Genomic DNA, 22,865 nt, shown 5'->3' on the forward strand with positions numbered 1-22,865 from the left:
GCCCGCGCTGCGTGGTTGGATGGCGTCAGTTCGCCACTGCTCGAGGGAGACCAGCCATGGAACTGTCGCTGACGACGCGATCGGAGGGGCGGTTCGAGGTGATCGAGGTCGGCGGTGAGATCGACGTGCTCACCGCGCCCAGGCTGCGCGAGGCCGTCGTCGAGGCGGTCGGACGGGGTCGGTTGAACCTCATCATCGACGTGCAGAAGGTCGACTTCCTCGACTCGACGGGTCTCGGCGTCCTGGTCGGCGCCCTCAAGCGGGTCCGGGCCGACGGTGGCTCGCTGGACATCGTCTGCACGAACGCGCGCCTGCTGAAGATCTTCGAGATCACCGGCCTCGACAAGGTCTTCGGCCTGCACGAGAGCGTCGAGGCCGCCCGGCTCGCCACCGGCCAGGAGGACGCCGCGCCGCGCGAGGTGTAGCGCACATCACACTCTTCGTGGTTGCCTAAGCCTCGGTAGTCCCTGAGACCGAACCCGGAGGTTCCTCCCGATGGCGCATGTCACGCTGGCCGCTGTGTCCGCAGAAGGACTCGACCTGTCGAGCGGGAACACGACGTTGGTGGCCGTGGTGGCCGGCATCGGCGTGCTCTCGCTGATCTTCGCCGCGCTCTTCCGCTCGCAGGTGCTCGCCGCCGCGGACGGCACGGACCGCATGAAGGAGATCGGGCTCGCCGTGCAGGAAGGCGCCTCGGCCTACCTGCGTCGGCAGTTCCAGACGCTCGCGGTCTTCGCGGTCGTCGCCTTCGGGTTGCTGTTCGCGCTGCCCGGTGACCTCGACGTGCGCATCGGTCGGTCGGTCGCCTTCCTGTTCGGCGCCGCGTTCTCGGCGGTGATCGGCTACCTCGGCATGTGGTTGGCCGTCCGCGCCAACGTGCGGGTGGCCGCGGCCGCGCAGAACGAGGGCCGCGAGGCCGCCATGCGCATCGCGTTCCGCACCGGTGGGACCGTGGGCATGTCCACCGTGGGCCTCGGCCTGCTGGGGGCCGCGGTCGTCGTGCTGGTCTACCGCGGCGAGGCCCCGACCGTCCTGGAGGGCTTCGGCTTCGGTGCGGCGCTGCTCGCCATGTTCATGCGCGTCGGCGGCGGCATCTTCACCAAGGCCGCGGACGTCGGAGCCGACCTGGTCGGCAAGGTCGAGAACAACATCCCCGAGGACGACCCTCGCAACGCCGCGACGATCGCCGACAACGTGGGCGACAACGTCGGCGACTGCGCCGGCATGGCCGCCGACCTCTTCGAGTCCTACGCTGTCACCCTCGTCGCCGCGCTGATCCTCGGGTCGGTGGCGTTCGGCGAGCAGGGTCTGGTCTTCCCGCTCATCATTCCCGCGATCGGGGCCGTGACCGCCATCCTGGGCGTGTACATCACCCGTGGGCGGGTCGGGGAGAACGGTCTGACCACCATCAACCGGGCCTTCTACATCACGGCCACCATCTCCGCGGCGGCCAGCTCGGCGGCGGCCTTCCTCTACCTGCCGAGCAGCTTCGGTGGACTCAGCGGCCTCGGCGGCGCCGAGGAGAACGACCAGAACCAGGCGATCCTGACGCAGTTCTTCCAGATCGAGGACCTCACGGCGCTCGACGGCGACCCCCGCGTGATCGCCACGGTCGCGGTGCTCATCGGCATCGTCCTCGCCGCCGTCATCCTCGCGCTCACCGGGTACTTCACCGGCACCGAGACCCGGCCCGTCCAGGACGTCGGCAAGACCTCCCTCACCGGACCGGCCACGGTCATCCTGTCGGGCCTGTCGGTCGGGTTCGAGTCGGCGGTCTACACGGCGCTCGTCATCGGTGCCGCGGTCTACGGAGCCTTCCTGCTCGGCGGCGGGTCGCTCGTCGTCGCGCTGTTCGCGGTGGCGCTCGCCGGCTGTGGTCTGCTGACCACGGTCGGCGTCATCGTCGCGATGGACACCTTCGGCCCGGTGAGCGACAACGCCCAGGGCATCGCCGAGATGTCCGGGGACGTCAGCGAGGAGGGCGCGCAGATCCTCACCGAGCTCGACGCCGTGGGCAACACCACGAAGGCCATCACGAAGGGCATCGCCATCGCCACGGCCGTGCTGGCGGCCACGGCCCTCTTCGGCGCCTTCACCAACGCCATCCGCGAGGCGTTCACCCCGATCCTCCTCGACGGCGTCGAGAACCAGGGTGCCGGGGAGGTGCTCAACGACCAGGTGCAGGGAGCCGGGACCCTCGACGTCCTGCGCGGCGTCATCAACATCACCGACCCGAGCAACCTGCTGGGCCTGATCATCGGCGTCGCCGTGGTCTTCCTCTTCTCCGGCCTGGCCATCAACGCCGTCGGTCGTGCCGCCGGAGCGGTCGTCTTCGAGGTGCGTCGTCAGTTCCGCGAGATCCCCGGGATCATGGACGGGACCGGTCGCCCGGAGTACGGCAAGGTCGTCGACATCTGCACCCGTGACTCGCTGCGCGAGCTCGCGACCCCGGGCATCCTCGCGATCTTCGCGCCCATCGCGGTCGGCTTCGGGCTCGGCGTCGGGCCCCTGGGTGCCTACCTGGCCGGTGCCATCGGTGCCGGCACGCTGATGGCCGTCTTCCTGGCGAACTCCGGGGGCGCGTGGGACAACGCCAAGAAGCTCGTCGAGGACGGGCACCACGGCGGCAAGGGATCGCTCGCCCACGACGCGACCATCATCGGCGACACGGTCGGCGACCCCTTCAAGGACACCGCCGGTCCGGCCATCAACCCGCTGTTGAAGGTCATGAACCTCGTGGCCCTGCTGGCCGTCCCGCTCGTGGTCCAGTTCAGCTACGGCGGCGACGAGAACCCCTGGGTGCGCTACTCGATCGCCGGCTTCTCCGTCCTGGTCATCGCGGTCGCGGTGTACGTCTCCAAGCGACGTCCGATCGCCATCGGCGACGCCCAGGACGAGGCGGCCCTGGACCAGCGCGGCTGAGGTCGGCGGGGCCGCCCACGCCCCGAGTGACAGTCTGGGGACATGATCGAGCGTCTGCGGGACCGTCTGGCCGAGGTCGACTTCACGGTCGACGCCGTGGGCGAGCTGCTCGGCCCCGCCGCCCACGCCGCCCTGCTGCGCAACGAGACGACGCCCGCCCGCCGGGCCACGGCCGACGGGTCCGCGCTGTCGACCCTGGTGCGGTTGTTCCAGCTGCAGCTCCCCGTGCCGCGCGAGTCGGCGGAGAGAGCCCTGCCCGGGTCGATCGCCGACCTCGTCGAGGTCGGCCTGCTCGGGGCCGACGGGAGCGACGTCCACGCCCGCGCGGACCTGCGGCCCTACGGCGACGACGACCACGACTGGTGGGTGGTCTGCGACCTGACACCGGGCCTGGACACCCAGCCCGTCGTGGTCGGGCCGGACCACGTGCTCGGCATCAGCGAGGCGTCGAGCTCGCTGGCGCGCCTGACCGTGCGCCGCGACGCCGACCGCGTGCTCGACCTCGGGACCGGGTGCGGGGTGCAGGCCCTCCACCTCGCGGGGCACAGCCGGGAGGTCGTCGCGACGGACGTCAACCCGCGGGCGCTCTGGGCGGCCCGGCTCACGACCGAGCTCAACGGCGTGGACGCCGACGTCCGCCAGGGGTCGCTGTACGAGCCGGTCGCGGGCGAGCGGTTCGACCTCGTCGTCACCAACCCGCCGTTCGTCGTCTCCCCGCCGAGCGACGACCGGCTCGTCTATCGCGAGAGCGACCTGCCCGGTGACGACGTCGTGCGTCGCATCGTCGCCGGCGCGCACCACCACCTGCGCCCCGACGGGTGGTGCCAGGTGCTCGCGTCGTGGATGCACACCGCCGACCGACCGTGGGAGGAGCGGCTGCAGGGCTGGATCGAGCCCACCGGGCTGGACGCCTGGGTGGTGCAGCGCGAGGTCGTCGACCTGCCGGCCTATGTCGAGATGTGGCTCGCCGACGCCGGACTACGGCATCGGCCCGACTACGTCCGTCGCTACGACGAGTGGCTCTCCTGGTTCGCCGAGCAGGGGGTCGAGGCGATGGCCTTCGGGTGGATCGACCTGCGCAACGCCGGTCGGGAGGCGCCGGTCGTGCGGACCGAGACCTGGCAGCACGACGTCGCCGGGTCCATGGGTCCTGCCGTCCTGGCCTGGGCCGATCGCGTCGACGCGCTCGCCGACGCCGACGACGTCCTCGCAGCCTGCTGGCGCCAGGTGCCGGGCCTGGTCCAGGAGACCTTCGGACCGGCCGGTGCGACCGACCCCGAGGCGATCGTCCTGCGCCTGGCGGAGGGACCGCGCCGCGCCCGGCAGGTCGACACCGTCGAGGCCGGACTCGTGGGCGCCCTCGACGGCGAGCTGACCGCCGGGCAGGTGCTCGACGCGCTGGCGACGCTGCTCGAGCGTGACGCCGACGAGCTGCGTGAGCGGTACCGTCCCGTCGTCCACGACCTCGTCGCCGACGGCTACCTGCACTGAACGGACCGAGGCGCCGGCGCGACGATCGAGCGGTCCGGACGGTTTGGAGCAGCGGGCGCCGGGTACGCCGGGGGTGGACGTCCGCAGTCGGTGGGCGTCCCCCCGACGTGAAGGAGAACGACATGTCCCAGCGCAACACCGTCGTCCGCGCGATGCACGACACCGGTCTGGCCGCCTGGTTCGGCGGCTCGCTGATGGGAGCCGTCGGCCTGAACGGCGCCACGGCCCAGGCGAGCTCGCCGCAGGAGCGGACCGGCCTCTCGGCGGAGGGGTGGGCCCGCTGGGCACCGGTGAACGCCGTGGCGATCGGCGCCCACGTCGTCGGCGGTCTCGGCCTGCTGGCCGGCAACAAGGGACGCCTCGCCCACCAGGACGAGACCCAGGCCAACACCCTGGTCAAGACCGCGCTCACGGGTGCGGCGATGGGGTTGACCGCCTACAGCGGCAAGCTCGGCCGCGAGGTGCAGAAGCACGCGCAGGAGGGTGGCGCCGGTGCCACCGAGCCCGCTCCGGGTGCCTCGACCGAGCTCGCGAAGGCTCAGCGCAGGCTGCGGGTCTGCCAGTGGGCGATCCCCGCCGTGACCGGGGTCCTGGTCGTCATGGGAGCGCAGCAGGGCGAGCAGCAGCGCCCGGTGGCCGGTCTGCTGCACCGCTGACGGGCGCGGGCGCCGGGCGAGCCCATCCTGAGTTCCCGGGTCCTTGACAGGACGCGTTAGCGTATGCGCGTCCGGCCACGCCGTCGCCGGCCAGGAAGTGAGACCCCCGTGACCACGCTCGTCATCGTCGAGTCGCCGAACAAGGTCCGCAGCATCGCGGGCTACCTCGGCGACGGGTACGTCGTGGACTCCTCCGTGGGCCACATCCGTGACCTGCCGCGAGGGGCCGACGAGGTGCCGGCCAAGTACAAGGGCCAGCCGTGGGCACGCCTGGGCGTCGACATCGACAACGACTTCGAGCCGGTCTACGTCGTCTCGGCGGACAAGAAGTCGCAGATCACCAAGCTGAAGAAGCTGCTCAAGGACGCCGACGAGCTCGTCCTCGCGACCGATGAGGACCGCGAGGGCGAGGCCATCGCGTGGCACCTGCTGGACGAGCTCAAGCCCAAGGTGCCGGTCAAGCGGATCGTCTTCAACGAGATCACCAAGGAGGCGATCCAGCACGCGGTCGCCAACCCGCGCGACGTGGACATGGACCTCGTCGACGCGCAGGAGACGCGTCGCATCCTGGATCGTCTCTACGGCTACGAGGTCAGCCCGGTGCTGTGGAAGAAGGTCATGAGCGGCCTGTCCGCCGGCCGCGTGCAGTCCGTCGCGACGCGTCTGGTCGTGGAGCGCGAGCGCGAGCGCATGGCGTTCCGCACCGCTGACTACTGGGACCTGGAGGCGACCTTCGACGCCGGCGAGCAGCACGATCCGTCGGCCTTCGGTGCGAAGCTGCACAGCGTGGACGGCAAGCGCGTCGCCACCGGCTCGAGCTTCGGAGCCGACGGACGGCTCAAGGGCGGCGACAAGGCCGACGTCGTCCACCTCGACGAGGCGGCTGCCGGCGAGCTGGCGTCGGGACTGCGCGAGCAGACCTTCACGGTGCGGTCGGTGGAGTCCAAGCCCTACACCCGCAAGCCGTACGCGCCGTTTCGCACCACGACGATGCAGCAAGAGGCGTCCCGCAAGTTCGGCTGGGGCGCAGCCCGCACGATGCAGGTGGCTCAGCGCCTCTACGAGGGCGGCTTCATCACCTACATGCGCACCGACTCCATCACCCTGTCGCAGACCGCGATCACCGCGGCCCGCCGCCAGGTGAGCGAGCTGTACGGCAAGGAGTACCTGCCGGACTCCCCGCGCGTCTACGCCGGCAAGGTCAAGAACGCCCAGGAGGCGCACGAGGCGATCCGCCCGGCGGGCGAGAACTTCCGCACCCCGCAGCAGACGGGTCTGCGCGGCGACGAGAACCGGCTGTACGAGCTGGTCTGGAAGCGCACCATCGCCAGCCAGATGCGTGACGCCAAGGGCGACTCCGTCGCGCTGCGACTGGGTGCCACGGCCACGTCGGGCCAGGACGCGGTGTTCGCGGCGAGCGGGCGCACGCTCACGTTCCACGGGTTCCTCAAGGCCTACGTCGAGTCCCACGACGACGCCTCCAAGGCCGGTGACGACGCCCAGACACGACTGCCGGACGTCGCCGAGGGTGACCCGCTCACCGTCGTCGAGCTCGGCGTGGCCGGCCACCAGACGAAGCCTCCGGCGCGCTACACCGAAGCCAGCCTCATCACCGAGCTGGAGAACCGAGAGATCGGTCGCCCGTCGACGTACGCCTCGATTATCGGCACCATCCAGAACCGCGGCTACGTCTACAAGAAGGGCACGGCGCTGGTGCCTGCGTGGATCGCCTTCAGTGTCACGCGCCTCATGGAGCAGCACTTCGAGCGGCTCGTCGACTACTCCTTCACCGCGGAGCTGGAGTCGGTCCTCGACCAGGTCTCGCACGGGCGCGAGGACCGCGTCGCGGTGCTGCAGAGCTTCTGGGCCGGCGACGGCGAGAGCGACACCGGCCTCAAGCGCCTCATCGAGAACCTGCCCGACATCGACGCCCGCGGGCTGTCGACGTTCGACCTCGGCGAGGGCATCGCGCTGCGCGTCGGCCGGTACGGCCCGTACGTCGAGGGCCCGCCGATGGTCCCCGGCGACGGCGGCAAGGACGTCCCCACCCGCGCGAACGTCCCGGAGGACCTCCCCCCGGACGAGCTGACGCTGGAGATGGCTCGTGAGCTGCTGGCCAACCCCGCCGGCCAGGAGAAGATGCTCGGCAGCCACCCGGAGACGGGCCTGCAGATCGTCGCCAAGAACGGCCGGTTCGGCCCGTACGTGACCGAGGCGCTGCCCGAGGACGCCCCGAAGGGCGCCAAGGCGCGGACGGCGAGCCTGTTCAAGACGATGAGCCTGGACTCGCTGAGCCTCGACGACGCCGTCCGGCTGCTCACCCTGCCGCGCGTCGTCGGCACCGACGTCGACGGCACCGAGATCACCGCCCAGAACGGGCGCTACGGTCCCTACCTGAAGAAGGGCAGCGACTCGCGGTCCCTCGAGACAGAGGAGCAGCTGTTCAGCCTCACCGAGGAGCAGGCGCGGGCCATCTACGCCCAGCCGAAGACGTACGGGCGCCGGGCGGCCAAGCCGCCGCTCAAGGAGCTGGGTGACGACCCGGTCAGCGGCTCGCCGATCGTCGTCAAGGAGGGTCGCTTCGGCGTCTACGTCACCGACGGCGAGTACAACGCCACGCTGCGCAAGGACGACGACCTCGAGACCCTGACCGCGGAGCGGGCCCAGGAGCTCCTCGCCGAGCGCCGGGCCAAGGGGCCGGCGAAGAAGGCGGCCAAGAAGGGCGCGAAGAAGACCGCCAAGAAGAGCACGGCGAAGAAGACCGCCAAGAAGAGCACGGCGAAGAAGTCGCCGGCCAAGAAGACCGCGGCCAAGAAGAGCACCGCCAAGAAGACCACCGCCCCGACGTCGCCCGGCTCCGCGGACTGAGGCTCCGGGGTCGGGTGCGGGGGTTGCGAGCGGCGCGAGGTGCGGTGCCGGCACGTGTCACGCTCCGCGGCGACGGGGTGTGTCCCGACCTCCAGCGCGCGGCACGCGTCGTCGCGACGGCGCGCGAGCTCGGTGAGGTGGTGGACTACACCGTCACGGCCGACGCCGAGCTCGGCACGACCCCGAGCGTCACCGTGGAACCGGCCGAGCCCGTCGAGGACGTCTTCCCGCTGACGGACGTCGCCTCGCAGGAGCGGCTCGACCTCACGATCCGCTGACTCCGGGACCCGCAGGGCCGGACGTCCCGTCGGAGCGATGCCCTAGGCTCGGATCCATGCCGCGCTACGCCGAGACGGGGGTCTTCGTCGCCCTCGAGGGCGGAGAGGGCGGCGGGAAGTCCACCCAGTCGGCGCTGCTGTGCGAGTGGCTCGCCTCGCTCGGCCACGAGGTGCTCGCCACGCGCGAGCCCGGGGCCACAGCGGTCGGCGCACAGCTGCGTCGCATCGTGCTCGACCCCGCGACCGGTGCCCTCAGCCCGCGGACCGAGGCCCTGATCTATGCCGCGGACAAGGCCGAGCACGTCGATGCCGTGGTGCTGCCCGCGCTGGCGCGCGGCGAGGTCGTCGTCACGGACCGGTACGTCGACTCCACACTCGCCTACCAGGGGGCGGGGCGCGACGTCGACGCCGCGGAGCTCGAGCACGTCGCCCGGTGGGCCACCGCCGACCTCCGGCCCCACCTGACCGTCGTCCTCGACGTCGAACCCTCCGTCGGTCTGGCTCGCGCGGGCAGCCCCGACCGGATCGAGGCCGAGCCGCTGACCTTCCACGAGCGGGTCCGCGCGCACTTCCTCTCACTCGCGGCCGCCGATCCCGAGCACTACCTCGTGATCGACGCCGCGGCGCCGCCGCAGGACGTCCACGCGGCGGTGCGGGCAGCCGTCGAGCCGTGGCTCGCCCAGGCCGGGGTCCGCGCATGAGCGTGTGGGACGAGCTCGTCGGCCAGGAGCCGGTCGTCGCCACGTTGCAGCGCGCCGTGGCCGAGCCGTCGAGCATGACCCACGCGTGGCTCTTCACGGGTCCCCCGGGGTCGGGACGGTCCAACGCCGCGATGTCCTTCGCCGCCGCGCTGCAGTGCGAGCAGGGCGGCTGCGGACACTGCCAGTCCTGCACGACGGCGCGCGCCGGCAGCCACCCCGACATCACCGCCATCCGCACCGACGGTCTGTCCATCGGCACCGACGCCGCCCGCGAGTACGTCCGCAAGGCCGCGCTGCGGCCCGCGCTCGGCCGCCGTCAGGTGCTCGTCGTCGAGGACGCCGACCGCCTCACCGACCAGGCCGCCAACGCGCTGCTCAAGGCGATCGAGGAGCCGTCGTCGTTCACGGTCTGGATGCTGTGCGCGCCCGCGGTCGAGGACGTCATCGTGACCATCCGCTCGCGCTGCCGTGCGGTGCTGCTGCGCACGCCGCCCACCGACGCCATCGCCCGGCTGCTCGTCGAGCGTGACGGTGTCGAGCCGGCCCTCGCCTCGGCGGTTGCGGCGGCGTCGCAAGGTCACATCGGTCGGGCGCGCGGTCTCGCCCGTGACCCGCAGGCGCGTGAACGGCGACACCGCATCCTCACCCTGCCGGGAGGGCTGCGCTCCCTCGGCGACTGCCTCCAGGCCGCGCAGTCCATCAACGACGAGGCCGCCGCGCGTGCCGCGTCCACGGCCGACGCGGCCGACGCCGCGGAGCTCGACGACCTCAAGCAGTCGTGGGGCGTGGAGGACCGTGGGCGCCGGCCGGCCGGCTACGCGGGCGCTCTCTCGGCGCTGGAGAAGGACCAGAAGCGCCGACGCACCCGCCTGAGCCGCGACGCCATCGACGGCGTCCTGCTCGACCTGCTCTCGTTCTGCCGTGACGTCGCGGTCGTGCAGCAGGCGCCGGGGACCCCGCTGATCAACGCCGACGTCACCGACGCGGTGCACGAGGCCGCCCGCTTGTGGACGGTCGAGTCGACCATCGCGCGCATCGATGCGATCGTCACTGCCAGGGAGTCGCTGACCGCCAACGCGGCACCCCTGCTCGCCCTGGAACGCACGATGATGGGATTCCTCCGCTCATGAGCCGCCGCACCACCGTCCTGCTCGCCGTGGGCGCCGCCCTCGCCGTCGTCATCGCTGCCGTCGTGGTCGTCCTGGTGACCCGCGACGTCGGCAGCGACGCTCCCGAGCCGCTCGTCGAGGGTGCTCCCGCCGGGCTGGAGGAGTTCTACGCCCAGGACGTCTCCTGGGAGGACTGCGGCAGCGGCGACGACCAGTGCGCCGGCTTCGAGGCCCCGGTCGACTACGAGGACCCGGACGGGGAGACGGTCGAGCTGCGCATGCGGCGCGTCCGGAGCACCGGTGACGGCGATCGGGTGCTCTTCGTCAATCCCGGCGGTCCGGGTGGATCGGCCCAGGACTACGCCAGGACGCTCGCCGCGGACCTGCCCCGCACCGTCCGCGACCTCTACGACGTCGTCGGCGTCGACCCCCGGGGAGTCGGCGAGAGCACCCCCATCGACTGCCTCGACGACGCGGACTTCGACGAGTACGTCGCCGGTCCGGTCGACCCCGACGAGGACGACACCGCGCTCATCGAGGAGCTGCGGGGCGAGACCCGGACCTTCGGCGAGGGCTGCCGCGAGCGCTCGGGCCTGCTCGCGCAGCACGTCTCCACCCTCGAGGCCGCTCGTGACATGGACATCGCCCGGGCGCTGCTCGGCCAGGAGCAGATGGACTGGTTCGGCGCCTCCTACGGCACGCAGCTCGGCGCCACGTACGCCACCGAGTTCCCCGAGCGCGTCGGTCGCATGGTGCTCGACGGTGCCGTCGACCCGGCCGAGGACGGCGTCGAGAGCTCGCTCAGCCAGGCCGGGGGCTTCCAGCGGGCGGTCGAGGCATACGTCGCGGACTGCGTCCAGGACGCCGACTGCCCGCTCGGCACGGACGCTGACGCCGCCGTCGACCGGTTGGCCACCTTCATGGACGACCTCGCGGACCGGCCGCTGCCCACGAACCAGGAGGGCCGTGAGCTCACCCAGGGCAACGCGTTCTACGGGGTCGCCGTCACGCTGTACGACCAGCAGACGTGGCCGTTCCTGACCCAGGGTCTCGAGGCCGGCCTCTCCGGCGACGGCTCGGTGCTGCTGTTCCTGTCCGACGCCTACTTCTCGCGCCAGCCCGACGGTTCCTACGACGGCAACATCGGCGAGGTCATCTCGGTGGTCTCGTGCCTCGACCAGGCCGAGCGGCTCGACATCGAGGACACGATCGAGCTGTTGCCTCGCTTCGAGGAGGCGTCGTCGATCTTCGGTCGGACGATGGGCTGGGGCGCCATCTCCTGCACCGACATCGGGCTGGAGTCCATCAACCCGCAGGTCGAGATCGACGCGACCGGGGCCGCGCCCATCGTCGTGATCGGCACGACGGGTGACCCGGCGACCCCGTACGAGAACTCCCAGGACCTCGTCGACCAGCTCGGCGAGGGTGTCGGCGTGCTGCTGACCCGCGAGGGCGAGGGCCACACCGCCTACAGCTCGGGCAATCAGTGCATCCGCGACGCCGTCGACGCCTACCTGGTCGACGGCACCGTGCCGGACGACGGCACGGTCTGCCCGCAGGAGTAGCCGCCGACGTCGTCCGCGGCGCCGGTCGCGGAGGCGTGCCCCTCGCAGCGCTGCTCGGCGGCCGTGCAGGTCTCGCACCGCACCATCTGGCGCACGCAGGCGCCGTCGGCGCAGTCCACGACGCGTCGCGTCGCGGCCGCGCACCGGTCGCAGCGACCCACGACGGCGGCGTCGTCGCTGAACTCCACGGTGGTGCGACCGTCGAAGACGTACATCGAGCCCTCCCACAGCGAGGAGTCGCCGAACGTCCGTCCGTAGTGCGCGATGCCGCCGTCGAGCTGGTAGACCTGCTCGAACCCTCGCCGACGCAGCAGCGGCGTGAGGACCTCGCAGCGGATGCCCCCCGTGCAGTAGGTGACGACCGGGGTCTGCTTGAGGTGGTCCCACGCGCCGGACTCGATCAGCCCGACGAACTCGCGTGTCGTCTCCACGTCGGCGCGGACCGCTCCGCGGAAGTGCCCGACGTCGTACTCGATGCCGTTGCGACCGTCGAGCAGGACGACGTCGGGGTCGTTCGCCACGAGCTCGTCGAGCTCCTGGGGGCTCAGGCGCGTGCCCCCGCCCACGACACCGTCCTCGTCGACCTCGAGCTCGCCGGCGGAGCCGAAGGTGACGACCTCCTCGCGGACCTTGACGCTCAGCCGCGGGAACAGCGCCGTGGTGACGCCGTCGTCGAGTGCCCTTCCGGTGCTCCAGGCGATGCGGGCGCGGCGGAAGGGCGGGTACTCGCGCAGGCCGTGGACGTAGCGCTTGAGGACGGTGATGTCGCCACCGAGGGTCGCGTTGATCCCGTGGGTGGAGAGCAGCACTCGTCCGCGCAGACCGAGCGACCCGGCGAGCTGCAGCTGCCAGACCCGCACGGCCTCGGGGTCGGCGAGAGGGGTGAAGACGTAGAACGAGATGACCTTCGGCGTACCCACCCCGTCATTGTCCCGGTCGTGACGCCACCCGTGCCAGGCTGGCCCCCATGACCGACCTGCACGAGCTCGACGCGACCGACCAGGCGGACCTGCTGCGACGGCGCGAGGTCTCGTCCGTCGAGCTGGTCGGCCACCACCTCGAGCGCGTCGACAGCATCGGGCCGGGCCTCGGGGCCTTCGTCACCGTGACGGCCGACGAGGCCCTCTCCGCGGCTGCGGAGGCCGACCGACGCCTCGCGAGCGGCGATCTCGCTTCACTCCTCGGGGTGCCGACCGCCGTGAAGGACCTCACCGCGACGGCCGGCGTGCGCACGACGATGGGCTCGGCCCTCATGGCCGACCACGTGCCCGACGTCGACGCGCACGTCGTGACGCTCGTGCGCGCCGCGGGACTGGTCAGCCTCGGCAAGACCAACACCCCGGAGTTCGGCCTGTCCTCCTACACCGACAACGACGTCGTGGGTCCGGCACGCACCCCGTGGGACCCGCGGCGCACGGCCGGCGGGTCCAGCGGAGGGGCCGCGGCCGCGGTCGCCGCGGGGCTCGTGCCGCTCGCGCTGGGCAGCGACGGGGGCGGCTCGATCCGCATCCCGGCGAGCTGCTGCGGCGTCGTCGGGTTCAAGCCGACCCGGGGTCGGGTCAGCGCCGGACCGCTCGGCAGCGAGTGGAGCGGGCTGGCCGGCGACGGGCCCCTGTCGCGGTCCGTGCGCGACGCCGCGGCCCTGCTGGACGTGCTCGCCGTCCCGATGCCCGGCGACACCCGGACCCTGCCGGTCGTGCCACCGACGTTCACCGAGTGGACGAGGCGCGAGCCGGGCCACCTGCGCATCGCGCGCTGGGACGATCCCTACCTGCCGGGGATCGAGGCCTCGCCCGAGTCCGTCGCCGCGTGGGAGCACGCGTCACGGGTGCTGGTCGACCTCGGGCACGAGGTGGTCGACGTCGACGGGCCGTTCCCGGCGGAGCTGGAGCCGCAGTTCAACCGGGTCTGGTCCAGCGGCATGGCCGCTGCGCCCGTGCCGCAGCAGGCTGAGCACCTGCTGCGTGCCACGACGCGGTACTGGCGCGAACGGGGGGCCGAGGTGAGCGGGGCCGAGCTCGCAGCCGCCCTGCAGCTCCTGGAGTCCACCTGCCGCGACGTCCTCGTCCGCATGCACGGGTTCGACGCGTGGCTGACGCCGACGCTCGCCCTGCCCCCGCCCGCGGTGGAGTGGTTCGAGTCCGACGGCGACCCGGCCGCGGCACACCGCCGCGAGCTGGAGTTCACGCCCTACACCGCGGTCTACAACATGGCTGGCGTCCCGGCCGTCAGCCTCCCGCTCCACGTCACCGAGGCCACCTCGTCGAGACCCGCACTGCCGGTCGGTGTCATGCTCGCCGGTCGCCCGTACGGGGACGGCCCCCTGCTGAGCCTCGCGGCGCAGGTCGAGCAGGCCGCGCCGTGGTCGCACCGTCGCCCGCCGGTCACCACCCAGCCACCTGCGGATCACCGAGGCACAGCCGGGACCGCCTAGCGTCGCCGGACGTGCGTGCCACGACGAGAGCCCTCATCGACCACTGCGTCGAGCACCTCGACCTCTCCGGACAGGTGCCTGTTGACGACGTCACCGCCGAGCTGATGGCCCTGCACCGCGAGGTTGCCGCTATGCGCCGGGCCACGGCGGTGCCCATGCCCGTGCGCGCCGCCGCGCAGCTGGCCGGTGCCGCGCGACGCGGGGTCCGGCGCGGGGTCAGTCGCGTGCGGTGAGGATGATCGGGTCGCCCTCGGTGATGGCGACCGTGTGCTCGGAGTGCGCTCCGCGCGAGCCGTCGGCGCTGCGGATCGTCCAGCCGTCGGGGTCCATGACGATCTCGTCGGTGCCGGCGCAGAACCACGGCTCGATCGCGATGACGAGACCCGGCGCGAGCTTGAGGCCGCGGCCGGCGCGCGCGTCGTTGGGCACGTGCGGCTCGCCGTGCATCGTTCGTCCGACCCCGTGACCGCCGAACTGGGTGTTGACGGCGAGCCCGTGGCTGCGCGCCACGTCGCCGATGGCCGCACCGATGTCGCCGATCTTCTTGCCGGGCCGCGCGACGGCGATGGCCGCGTCGAGGGCCTCGCGGGTGGCATCGATGAGGCGCAGGTCCTCCTCGCGGGGCGTGCCGACGACGAAGGAGACCGCGGAGTCGCTGACCCAGCCGTCGACGGAGACGGCGAAGTCGAGGGTCAGGAGGTCCCCGTCGCGCAGTGCGTAGTCGTGCGGGAGACCGTGCAGGACGGCGTCGTTGACCGAGGTGCACACCACCTTGGCGAACGGTCCGTTGCCGAACGACGGGGCGTAGTCGATGTAGCAGGACTCGGCGCCGCGCTCCCGGATCAGCCGGTGCGCGAGCGCGTCGAGGTCCAGGAGGTTGACGCCGACGTCCGCGGCGTCCATCAGCGCGGACAGCACCTCGCCGACGAACACGCCGGCGGGTCGCATCTGCTCGATCTGTGTGGGGGTGCGCAGCTCGATGGCCATGGGGTCCAGCCTACGAGGGGGCCGTGCGGGCGCGGGCGTCGATCCTCATGCCGACGGCGCCGGCGACGACGCCGAGCAGGCCGAGCAGCGCGAGCGGGAGGGACCCGAACAGCACGCCGGCCGGTGCACCGACGATCGAGGCGGTGATCGCGGCACCGCCCACGAGCCCACCGACCATGGCGACGGTCAGGGAGCCCGAGCGCGGCTCGATCGACGACCACGAGTGGTAGGCCAGGCCGGCGACGACGACGGCCGCCACGACGATCGCTCCGCGCGCCACGACGAGGGCGGGACCCTCCCACGCCGGCTCCAGCACACGGTCGACGATCAGCAGGACGAGGATGACGGCCTCGGCCAGGGAGACGATCGCGGAGCGCAGCACCATGACGTCGGTCTCCTCAGGAGACGAGAGCGGTGAGCGCGGAGGTGAACAACCCGAGTCCGTCGGTGCCGCCGGAGGGGCCGGTGAGCTCCTCGACGGCGTGCTCGGGGTGCGGCATGAGACCGACGACGTTGCCACGCTCGTTGGTGATGCCGGCGATGGCGTTGACCGACCCGTTGGGGTTCGCCCCGACGTAGCGGAAGACGACGCGACCTTCGCCCTCGAGCCGCTCGATGGTCTGCGCGTCGGCCACGAAGCTGCCCTCGCCGTTCTTCAGCGGGATGGTGACGTGCTGGCCGGACTCGAAGTCCGTCGTCCACGCCGTCGACGCGTTCTCCACGGCCAGCACCTGGTCGCGGCACACGAACGTGCGGTGGTCGTTGCGGATGAGCGCACCGGGCAGCAGGTGCGACTCGCACAGGATCTGGAAGCCGTTGCAGATGCCGAGCACGGGCACCCCCCGCTCGGAGGCGGCGACGACCTCGGTCATGATCGGCGCGAACCGGGCGATGGCACCGCAGCGCAGGTAGTCGCCGTAGGAGAAGCCGCCGGGCAGCACGATCGCGTCGACCCCGGCGAGGTCGTGGTCGCCGTGCCACAGGGCTACAGGCTCGGCGCCGGCGAGCCGGACCGCGCGGGCGGCGTCGGCGTCGTCGAGCGAGCCGGGGAACGTGACGACGCCGATGCGGCTCACGACGCGTCCTCGACGCGGACCGTGAAGTCCTCGATGACCGGGTTGGACAGCAGCGTCCCGGCGATCCGTTCGACCTCGGCGAGCGTGTGGTCGTCGGCGTCCTCGACCTGCAGCTCGAAGCGCTTGCCCTGTCGGACGTCGGTGACGCCGTCGAAGCCCAGGCGCGGCAGCGCGCCGTGGACCGCCTTGCCCTGCGGATCGAGGATCTCGGGCTTGGGCATGACGTCGACGATGATGCGGGCCATGAGCGCATCCTATCGGCGCGCTCCGGCTGCGCCTCCACCCGGCACGCTGTCACCGTCCGTCGTACGGTCGGACCATGCGCGCGAGTGTGATCGGGCTCGGACCCATGGGCGCCGAGGCGGCCGCCACCGTCGTCGGCTCCGAGCCCCGCGGCTGAGGCCGGCGTGACGCGCAGCTACCCCGGCCGACGCTGGCTGGACCGCTCCCTGCGCGACGTCGTGGCGCGCGACCACCGCATGCCGCCGGCGGCCTTCCGCCGCCGCCAGTGGGTCACCGCCGGCGTCGTGGTGCTCGGCGCGGCGGTACTCGGCGTCTCGCTGCGGGTGGAGCCGGGCAGCTCGTGGTTCTACCCGCTCACGTTCGGCCTCGCGGCCGTCTGGGCGGGCGGCGCCTTCGCCTCCGGACAGCTCTACCTCGGGCACATCGCCACCGACGACCCCGACGACGAGGACGGCCTCGCACGACCCGTCGTGCAACCGATCGCCATCGGGCTGGCGCTCGCCGGCGTCTTCGTCGTGGGTGCGCTCGTGGTGCGCGAGATCCCGCTGCTGTCCGGCCAGGTCGAGAGCGTGCTGGGCTTCGCGACCGAGGGTGCGCTGCCGCTGCTGGTCGTCGTCACGGCCGTCAACGGCGTCGCGGAGGAGCTGTTCTTCCGCGGCGCGGCGTACGCCGCGATCCCTCGGCGCCCGGTCCTGTGGACGACGGTGGCGTACACCGTGGCCACGCTCGCCACCGGCAACGCCATGCTCGCCTTCGCCGCGATCCTGCTCGGCGTGGTCGTGGGGCTTCAACGCCGGGTCTCGGGCGGGATCCTCGCGCCGATCCTCACGCACTGCACGTGGTCGCTGACCATGCTGCTCGCCCTCCCCCCGATCTTCGGGCTGAGGTAGGAAGGCCGGGGCTGACACGCCGGCGGCCGGGCCCAGGACGCACCTGGACCCGGCCGCCGGGCCGATGCGGCTCAGATCTCGCGCTTGAGGATCTTGCCCGTGGCGGTCATGGGCAGCTCGTCGCGGAACTCCACGATGCGCGGGTACTTGTAGGCGGCGAACTGCTCCTTGCCCCACGCGACGAGGTCGGCCTCGGTGAGGTCGTCGTGGTCCTTCTCCTTGACGACGACGGCCTTGATCTCCTCGCCGTGGGACTCGTGCTCGACGCCGATGACGGCCACCAGGGAGACCGCGGGGTGCGTCATCAGCACCTCCTCGAGCTCGCGCGGGTACACGTTGTAGCCGCCGCGGATGATCATGTCCTTGGAGCGGTCGACGATGTAGTAGAAGCCGTCCGCGTCCTTGCGCGCGAGGTCGCCGGAGCGGAACCAGCCGTCCCGGATGGCCTCGGCGGTGGCCTCCGGGCGGCCGTAGTAGCCCTTCATGACGTTGTGGCCCTTGATGGCGATCTCGCCGACGGCGCTCTTGCCGTCGTCCTGGATGTCGCCCGGGACGTCGTTCCACTCCGGATCGATGAGCTTCATCTCCACGCCGGGGATGGGGGTGCCGATCGAGCCGACGCGGACCTCCTGACCCCACGGCGAGAAGGAGGCGACGGGGGAGGTCTCGGACAGGCCGTAGCCCTCGAGGATCGTGACGCCGAACTTCTCCTGGAAGTTGCGGTGCACCTCCGCCGGCAGCGCCGCGCCACCGGCCGCAGCCACGCGCAGGGTCTCGGCGATGGAGGAGACGTCGACGTCGCCGTCCGCGAGCGCGCCGAGCAGACCCCAGTACATCGTCGGGACCCCGGCGAAGTACGTGACCTTCTCCTTGAGCATGAGCCCGAGCGCCGCCTGCGCCTCGAAGCGAGGCAGCATGACGACGGTTCCGCCGTAGGCGATGCCGCCGTTCTGGATGCACGTCTGGCCGAAGGAGTGGAACAGCGGCAGCACGCACAGGTAGGTGTCGGGGTTGTCGACGTCGGCACCGAAGAGCGCCTCGCCGGCGAGGGCGTTGTCGCGCATGTTGCGATGGCGCAGCTCCGCGCCCTTGGGCTGGCCGGTGGTGCCGGAGGTGTAGAGGATGACGGCGGTGTCGTCGTCGTCGGTCTGGACCGTCTCGAACGTCGGGGGCTGCTGGGCGACGAGCGGACCGTAGAACTCCGGCGGCTCCATCGGCTCGGGTGCGGAGGAGTCGAGCTTGATGAGGAAGAAGTCGGTGCAGCTCTCGGTGGCCTGGAAGCCCTCCCACGCCTCCTCGCCGATCGGCAGGTCGGGCGTGCCCTCGAACGCGAAGTAGGCCTTCGCGTCGGAGTCGTCGAGGTGGTAGGCGACCTCGCGGGCCTTGAGCAGGACGTTCAGGGGCACGACCGTGGCGCCGGCCTTGAGGATGCCGTAGTAGACGATCGTGAAGTAGGGGACGTTGGGGCACGAGAGCGCCACCTTGTCGCCGGGCTGGATCCCGCGCGAGACGAGCAGGTTCGCGACCTGGTTGGCCGCGCCGTTCAGCTGTGCGTAGCTGATGCGGGTGTCGCCGAAGACGATGGCGGTGCGGTCGCCGTGGTTCTCGGTGGTGGTCTCCAGCAGGGCGGCGAGGTTGGCCACGGGTACTCCTCGGTCGGACGTGTGGTGGGCGTCACCCAGCCTACCGGCGGGCGGGATACCCGCGGTACGCGAGTCCGGTCAGAACCGCTCGCCGGTCAGCTGCTCGTAGGCCTGGACGTAGCGGGCGCGGGTGCGCTCCACGACGTCGGCGGGCAGCCGTGGCGGCGGTGCGTCACCGTGACGGTCCCAGCCGGATGCCGGCGAGGTGAGCCAGTCGCGGACGTACTGCTTGTCGAAGGAGTCCTGGGCGCGGCCCGGCGCGTAGTCGTCGGCGGGCCAGAAGCGCGAGGAGTCGGGGGTGAGGACCTCGTCGCCGAGGACGATCGTGCCGTCGGCGCGGGCGCCGAGCTCCAGCTTGGTGTCGGCCAGGATGATGCCGCGCTCGCGAGCGACGGCCTCGGCGCGGGCGTAGACGGCGAGGGTGAGCTCGCGCAGGCGTTCTGCGACGTCGGCTCCGACCGTCGCGACGACGTGTGCGAAGTCGACGTTCTCGTCGTGCTCGCCGATCTCGGCCTTCGTGGCGGGGGTGAAGATCGGCTCGGGCAGCCGGTCGCCGTCGACGAGCCCGCCCGGCAGCGCGACGCCGCACACCTCACCGGTGCGCCGGTAGTCCTCCAGCCCCGAACCGGTGAGGTAGCCGCGGACGACGCACTCGACGGGGAACATCTCGAGCCGCTCGACGACGAGGGACCGGTCGCGCAGGTCGTCGGGCGCGCCGTCCGGCAGGTCGGTGGAGAGGACGTGGTTCGGGACGATGTCGGCCAGCTGGTCGAACCACCACAGCGACATGCGGGTGAGGATCTCGCCCTTGTCCGGGATGCCGGGCTCCAGCGAGTGGTCGTAGGCCGAGATGCGGTCGGAGGCGACCATCAGCAGGTCGCCGGAGTCCAGCGCGTAGAGGTCGCGGACCTTGCCCGAGTGCAGGTGCTGGGCGCCGGGGATGTCGCGGCCGGGGATGTCGAGGGGCACGCGCGCCAGCCTAGTGGGCGCGTTCGACCAGCACCGCGACGACGGACTCGTGGCTGACGACCAGCTCGCAGCGCCCGGAGCACGCGAGCTGGTGGTCGAGGCGGCCCGTGGCGATGAGGCGGTGGACCTCGGTCGTCGGCACGTCCAGGAGGCCGGCGGCCTCGACGACGGTCAGCTGGGACACGGTGCGGTCCCGCTCAGAGGATGGCGCCGGGGCTGTACCGCGCGCCGTCGGGGTCGGTGGCGACGAGCTCCTCGACGCGTGCCACGACGTCGCCCACCTGCGTCGTCGCGGCGCCGGTGAACTCCAGCGGGGCGGCGACGAGCGATTCGAGGTCGGCCTCGGTCAGGGAGAGGCGCTCGTCGGCGGCGAGGCGGGCGAAGAGGTCGTTCTCGCTGGCGCCCTTCTCTCGCATGGCCAGGGCGACGCCGACGGCGTGCTCCTTGATGGCCTCGTGGGCGCTCTCGCGGCCCACGCCGGCGCGGACGGCGGCCATGAGCACCTTCGTCGTCGCGAGGAACGGCAGGTAGCGGTCGAGCTCGCGCTGCACGACGGCCGGGAACGCCCCGAACTCCTCCAGCACCGTCAGGAACGTCTCGAACAGGCCGTCGGCGGCGTAGAACGCGTCGGGCAGCGCCACGCGGCGGACGACGGAGCAGGACACGTCGCCCTCGTTCCACTGGTCGCCGGCGAGCTCACCGACCATCGAGGCGTAGCCGCGCAGCACGACGGCGAGGCCGTTGACGCGCTCGCACGAGCGGGTGTTCATCTTGTGCGGCATCGCGCTGGAGCCCACCTGGCCGGGCGCGAAGCCCTCGGTGACGAGCTCGTTGCCGGCCATGAGGCGGACGGTGGTGGCGAGGTTCGACGGCGCAGAGACGAGCTGCACGAGCGCGGTGACGACGTCGTAGTCGAGCGAGCGGGGGTAGACCTGGCCGACGCTGGTGAGGACCCGCTCGAAGCCGAGGTGCGCGGCGACGCGCTGCTCGAGCTCGGCGAGGGCGGACGCGTCGCCGAGGAGGTCGAGCATGTCCTGCGACGTGCCGACGGGACCCTTGATGCCGCGCAGGGGGTAGCGGGTCAGGAGCGCGTCGAGACGGTCGACGGCGACGAGCAGCTCGTCGGCGACGGTCGCGAACCGCTTGCCCAGCGTCGTGGCCTGGGCCGGGACGTTGTGGCTGCGACCGGCCATGACGAGCTCGGCGTGCTCGGCGGCGAGGCGGGCGAGCCGGGCGGCGGTGGCGACGGCGCGCGAGCGCAGCACCTGCAGGCTGGCACGCACCTGCAGCTGCTCGACGTTCTCGGTCAGGTCGCGCGACGTCATGCCCTTGTGGATGTGCTCCGAGCCTGCGAGCGCGGCGAACTCCTCGATGCGCGCCTTCACGTCGTGGCGGGTGACCTTCTCGCGCTCGGCGATGGAGGCGAGGTCGACCTGGTCGACGACCGCCTCGTGCGCCTCGACGACCCCGTCGGGCGTGGCGACCCCGAGGTCGCGCTGGGCCTTCATGACCGCGATCCACAGCTGCCGCTCCAGCACGATCTTGTGCTCCGGCGACCAGATGCGGGTGATCTCGTCGGAGGCGTACCGGGCGGCGAGGACGTTGGGCGTGGTCACGCCCCTCATCCTCCCACCCCCCCGGGGTGCGGTTTACCACGGTCCCACGGCAAGGCTGTACTTCCCGCGGCAGATCTGCCGCGGGAAGTGGGTGCTTGCCGTGGGACCGTGGTAAACCGCGAGCCGGGTCGGCCGGACCGGCTCAGGCGGGGTCGACCTGGATCTCGCCGCGCTGGGCGGCGAGGGCGATGTCGGCGCGGTGCTGGGCGCCGTCGAAACTGATGGCGTCGACGCCGGCGTAGGCGCGGTCGCGGGCGTGCTCGAGGTCCTCCCCGACGGCGGTGACTGCCAGGACCCGGCCACCTGCGGTCACGAGCCGGCCGTCGTCGTCAAGGGCGGTGCCGGCGTGGATGACGTCGACGCCCTCGATGACGTCTGCGGCACCGACGCCGAGGATGACGTCGCCCTTGCTGGAGCTCTCCGGGTAGCCGGCCGACGCCATGACGACGGTGACAGCGGTGCCGTCGTGCCACTGGGGCAGGGCGACGGAGTCGAGGGTGCCGGTCGCGGCGCCGTGCAGCAGCGGCGACAAGGGGGACGTGAGCAGTGCGAGCAGGGCCTGCGTCTCGGGGTCGCCGAAACGGGCGTTGAACTCCACGACCCGCACCCCGCGCGAGGTCAGCGCGAGGCCGGCGTACAGCAGTCCCGCGAACGGAGTGCCGCGACGTGCCATCTCCTGCACCGTCGGGACGAGGACCCGCCGCGTGACGTCCGCGACGAGGTCGTCCGGCGCCCACAGCAACGGCGTGTACGCGCCCATGCCGCCGGTGTTGGGCCCCTCGTCGCCGTCGAGGGCCCGCTTGAAGTCCTGCGCCGGCTGCAGCGGGATGACGGTCTCGCCGTCGGTGATCGCGAACAGCGACACCTCGGGTCCGTCGAGGAACTCCTCGATGACGACGCGGTCGCACCCGGCGGCGTGGGCGACCGCGGTGGCGCGGTCGTCGGTGACGACGACGCCCTTGCCGGCGGCGAGCGCGTCGTCCTTGACGACGTACGGCGGGCCGAACGCGTCGAGCGCGGCCTCGACCTGCTCCGGCGTCTCGCACACGTGAGCCATCGCGGTGGGCACCTCGGCGGCGGCCATGACGTCCTTCGCGAACGCCTTGGAGCCCTCGAGCTCCGCCGCCCGACGCGACGGCCCGAAGCAGGCGATGCCGGCCTCGCGGACCGCGTCGGCCACACCGGCCACCAGCGGCGCCTCGGGCCCCACGACCACGAGGTCGACGTCCAGCTCCGTCGCGAGCGCCGCGACGGCGGCGCCGTCCATCGGGTCGACGTCGTGGCGCTCGGCGACCTCGCCGATCCCCGGGTTGCCCGGGGCGGCGTGCACCTCGGTGACGTTCGGGTCGCGGGACAGGGCGAGGGCGAGGGCGTGCTCGCGCCCGCCGGTGCCGATGACGAGGGTCTTCACGGCTCC

General features: G+C 72.1%; 22 protein-coding genes. 12 read left to right on the top strand and 10 right to left on the bottom strand.

What is annotated here, in order from left to right:
• Nucleotides 1-56 precede the first annotated feature (56 nt).
• The 9 genes from ABD213_RS11460 (at nucleotide 57) to ABD213_RS11500 (ending at nucleotide 11,590) form a co-directional block, all read left to right on the top strand.
• Nucleotides 57-425 (top strand): STAS domain-containing protein, encoded by a 369-nt coding sequence (locus tag ABD213_RS11460; RefSeq protein WP_344328508.1) that lies wholly within the window; start codon nucleotides 57-59, stop codon nucleotides 423-425.
• A 70-nt stretch (nucleotides 426-495) separates the two neighbouring features.
• Entirely contained in the window at nucleotides 496-2,922 is a 2,427-nt protein-coding gene (locus tag ABD213_RS11465; protein WP_344328511.1) for a sodium-translocating pyrophosphatase, read from the top strand.
• A 42-nt stretch (nucleotides 2,923-2,964) separates the two neighbouring features.
• The gene (locus tag ABD213_RS11470; protein WP_344328514.1) at nucleotides 2,965-4,413 is read left to right on the top strand and encodes a DUF7059 domain-containing protein; all 1,449 of its coding nucleotides are present in this window, start codon (nucleotides 2,965-2,967) and stop codon (nucleotides 4,411-4,413) included.
• A 122-nt stretch (nucleotides 4,414-4,535) separates the two neighbouring features.
• Nucleotides 4,536-5,069: a hypothetical protein gene (locus ABD213_RS11475; protein WP_344328516.1), complete on the top strand. Its 534-nt coding sequence runs from the start codon at nucleotides 4,536-4,538 to the stop codon at nucleotides 5,067-5,069.
• Between the two features lie 63 nt (nucleotides 5,070-5,132).
• Nucleotides 5,133-7,937 (top strand): type I DNA topoisomerase, encoded by a 2,805-nt coding sequence (gene topA, locus ABD213_RS11480; protein ID WP_344328519.1) that lies wholly within the window; start codon nucleotides 5,133-5,135, stop codon nucleotides 7,935-7,937.
• A 44-nt stretch (nucleotides 7,938-7,981) separates the two neighbouring features.
• Nucleotides 7,982-8,215 (top strand): hypothetical protein, encoded by a 234-nt coding sequence (locus ABD213_RS11485; RefSeq protein ID WP_344328524.1) that lies wholly within the window; start codon nucleotides 7,982-7,984, stop codon nucleotides 8,213-8,215.
• Between the two features lie 56 nt (nucleotides 8,216-8,271).
• Nucleotides 8,272-8,916: a dTMP kinase gene (tmk, locus tag ABD213_RS11490; RefSeq protein ID WP_344328528.1), complete on the top strand. Its 645-nt coding sequence runs from the start codon at nucleotides 8,272-8,274 to the stop codon at nucleotides 8,914-8,916.
• On the top strand, nucleotides 8,913-10,046 hold the full coding sequence (locus tag ABD213_RS11495; protein WP_344328532.1) for a DNA polymerase III subunit delta': 1,134 nt from the start codon (nucleotides 8,913-8,915) through the stop codon (nucleotides 10,044-10,046). Before tmk ends, ABD213_RS11495 begins: the two co-directional genes overlap by 4 nt.
• A complete protein-coding gene (locus ABD213_RS11500; RefSeq protein WP_344328536.1) occupies nucleotides 10,043-11,590 on the top strand; it encodes an alpha/beta hydrolase in 1,548 nt (515 codons plus the stop codon). The genes ABD213_RS11495 and ABD213_RS11500 overlap by 4 nt, the downstream gene beginning before the upstream one ends.
• Here ABD213_RS11500 and trhO read toward each other — a convergent pair.
• On the bottom strand, nucleotides 11,536-12,510 hold the full coding sequence (trhO, locus tag ABD213_RS11505) for an oxygen-dependent tRNA uridine(34) hydroxylase TrhO (RefSeq protein WP_344328541.1): 975 nt from the start codon (nucleotides 12,508-12,510) through the stop codon (nucleotides 11,536-11,538). The two genes, ABD213_RS11500 and trhO, sit on opposite strands and share 55 nt — an antisense overlap.
• Nucleotides 12,511-12,557: 47 nt before the next feature.
• Between trhO and ABD213_RS11510 the strand changes: the two genes are divergently transcribed.
• Together ABD213_RS11510 and ABD213_RS11515 are read left to right on the top strand one after the other, a co-directional pair.
• Nucleotides 12,558-14,024, top strand: coding sequence for an amidase (locus ABD213_RS11510; RefSeq protein ID WP_344328544.1), 1,467 nt, complete (start codon nucleotides 12,558-12,560; stop codon nucleotides 14,022-14,024).
• An 11-nt stretch (nucleotides 14,025-14,035) separates the two neighbouring features.
• Entirely contained in the window at nucleotides 14,036-14,257 is a 222-nt protein-coding gene (locus ABD213_RS11515) for a hypothetical protein (protein ID WP_344328548.1), read from the top strand.
• Here ABD213_RS11515 and map read toward each other — a convergent pair.
• The 4 genes from map to purS are packed head-to-tail and all read right to left on the bottom strand — an operon-like array spanning nucleotide 14,241 to nucleotide 16,332.
• Complete coding sequence (map, locus tag ABD213_RS11520; protein ID WP_344328551.1) at nucleotides 14,241-15,011, bottom strand: type I methionyl aminopeptidase; 771 nt, start codon at nucleotides 15,009-15,011, stop codon at nucleotides 14,241-14,243. The genes ABD213_RS11515 and map overlap by 17 nt on opposite strands.
• 10 nt (nucleotides 15,012-15,021) lie before the next feature.
• Nucleotides 15,022-15,396 (bottom strand): hypothetical protein, encoded by a 375-nt coding sequence (locus ABD213_RS11525; RefSeq protein WP_344328554.1) that lies wholly within the window; start codon nucleotides 15,394-15,396, stop codon nucleotides 15,022-15,024.
• A 13-nt stretch (nucleotides 15,397-15,409) separates the two neighbouring features.
• Entirely contained in the window at nucleotides 15,410-16,087 is a 678-nt protein-coding gene (gene purQ, locus ABD213_RS11530; RefSeq protein ID WP_344328557.1) for a phosphoribosylformylglycinamidine synthase subunit PurQ, read from the bottom strand.
• Nucleotides 16,084-16,332 (bottom strand): phosphoribosylformylglycinamidine synthase subunit PurS, encoded by a 249-nt coding sequence (purS, locus tag ABD213_RS11535; protein ID WP_344328560.1) that lies wholly within the window; start codon nucleotides 16,330-16,332, stop codon nucleotides 16,084-16,086. Before purS ends, purQ begins: the two co-directional genes overlap by 4 nt.
• 162 nt (nucleotides 16,333-16,494) lie before the next feature.
• On the opposite strand from purS, the gene ABD213_RS11540 reads away from it, so the two are divergent.
• The gene (locus tag ABD213_RS11540) at nucleotides 16,495-17,220 is read left to right on the top strand and encodes a CPBP family intramembrane glutamic endopeptidase (protein WP_344328562.1); all 726 of its coding nucleotides are present in this window, start codon (nucleotides 16,495-16,497) and stop codon (nucleotides 17,218-17,220) included.
• A 71-nt stretch (nucleotides 17,221-17,291) separates the two neighbouring features.
• Here ABD213_RS11540 and ABD213_RS11545 read toward each other — a convergent pair whose 3' ends face one another.
• From ABD213_RS11545 to purD, 5 genes are all read right to left on the bottom strand, one after another.
• A complete protein-coding gene (locus tag ABD213_RS11545; protein ID WP_344328564.1) occupies nucleotides 17,292-18,863 on the bottom strand; it encodes a long-chain-fatty-acid--CoA ligase in 1,572 nt (523 codons plus the stop codon).
• Between the two features lie 78 nt (nucleotides 18,864-18,941).
• Entirely contained in the window at nucleotides 18,942-19,832 is an 891-nt protein-coding gene (locus ABD213_RS11550) for a phosphoribosylaminoimidazolesuccinocarboxamide synthase (RefSeq protein WP_344328566.1), read from the bottom strand.
• 10 nt (nucleotides 19,833-19,842) lie between these two features.
• Complete coding sequence (locus ABD213_RS11555; protein WP_344328568.1) at nucleotides 19,843-20,016, bottom strand: hypothetical protein; 174 nt, start codon at nucleotides 20,014-20,016, stop codon at nucleotides 19,843-19,845.
• Between the two features lie 13 nt (nucleotides 20,017-20,029).
• On the bottom strand, nucleotides 20,030-21,448 hold the full coding sequence (gene purB, locus ABD213_RS11560) for an adenylosuccinate lyase (RefSeq protein WP_344328571.1): 1,419 nt from the start codon (nucleotides 21,446-21,448) through the stop codon (nucleotides 20,030-20,032).
• 142 nt (nucleotides 21,449-21,590) lie between these two features.
• The gene (purD, locus tag ABD213_RS11565) at nucleotides 21,591-22,859 is read right to left on the bottom strand and encodes a phosphoribosylamine--glycine ligase (protein WP_344328573.1); all 1,269 of its coding nucleotides are present in this window, start codon (nucleotides 22,857-22,859) and stop codon (nucleotides 21,591-21,593) included.
• Nucleotides 22,860-22,865: the final 6 nt, after the last annotated feature.

This window comes from Aeromicrobium halocynthiae, from assembly GCF_039531385.1.
GTDB classification, from domain to species: domain Bacteria; phylum Actinomycetota; class Actinomycetes; order Propionibacteriales; family Nocardioidaceae; genus Aeromicrobium; species Aeromicrobium halocynthiae.

Excerpts from the sequence above, each read along its gene's own strand:
- ABD213_RS11500 (WP_344328536.1), top strand. The coding sequence starts at position 10,043 with ATGAGCCGCCGCACCACCGTCCTGCTCGCCGTGGGCGCCGCCCTCGCC.
- map (WP_344328551.1), bottom strand. The coding sequence starts at position 15,011 with ATGGCCATCGAGCTGCGCACCCCCACACAGATCGAGCAGATGCGACCC.
- ABD213_RS11510 (WP_344328544.1), top strand. The coding sequence starts at position 12,558 with ATGACCGACCTGCACGAGCTCGACGCGACCGACCAGGCGGACCTGCTG.
- ABD213_RS11495 (WP_344328532.1), top strand. The coding sequence starts at position 8,913 with ATGAGCGTGTGGGACGAGCTCGTCGGCCAGGAGCCGGTCGTCGCCACG.
- ABD213_RS11460 (WP_344328508.1), top strand. The coding sequence starts at position 57 with ATGGAACTGTCGCTGACGACGCGATCGGAGGGGCGGTTCGAGGTGATC.
- ABD213_RS11465 (WP_344328511.1), top strand. The coding sequence starts at position 496 with ATGGCGCATGTCACGCTGGCCGCTGTGTCCGCAGAAGGACTCGACCTG.
- purS (WP_344328560.1), bottom strand. The coding sequence starts at position 16,332 with ATGGCCCGCATCATCGTCGACGTCATGCCCAAGCCCGAGATCCTCGAT.
- ABD213_RS11475 (WP_344328516.1), top strand. The coding sequence starts at position 4,536 with ATGTCCCAGCGCAACACCGTCGTCCGCGCGATGCACGACACCGGTCTG.
- tmk (WP_344328528.1), top strand. The coding sequence starts at position 8,272 with ATGCCGCGCTACGCCGAGACGGGGGTCTTCGTCGCCCTCGAGGGCGGA.
- ABD213_RS11525 (WP_344328554.1), bottom strand. The coding sequence starts at position 15,396 with ATGGTGCTGCGCTCCGCGATCGTCTCCCTGGCCGAGGCCGTCATCCTC.
- topA (WP_344328519.1), top strand. The coding sequence starts at position 5,133 with ATGCGCGTCCGGCCACGCCGTCGCCGGCCAGGAAGTGAGACCCCCGTG.
- ABD213_RS11470 (WP_344328514.1), top strand. The coding sequence starts at position 2,965 with ATGATCGAGCGTCTGCGGGACCGTCTGGCCGAGGTCGACTTCACGGTC.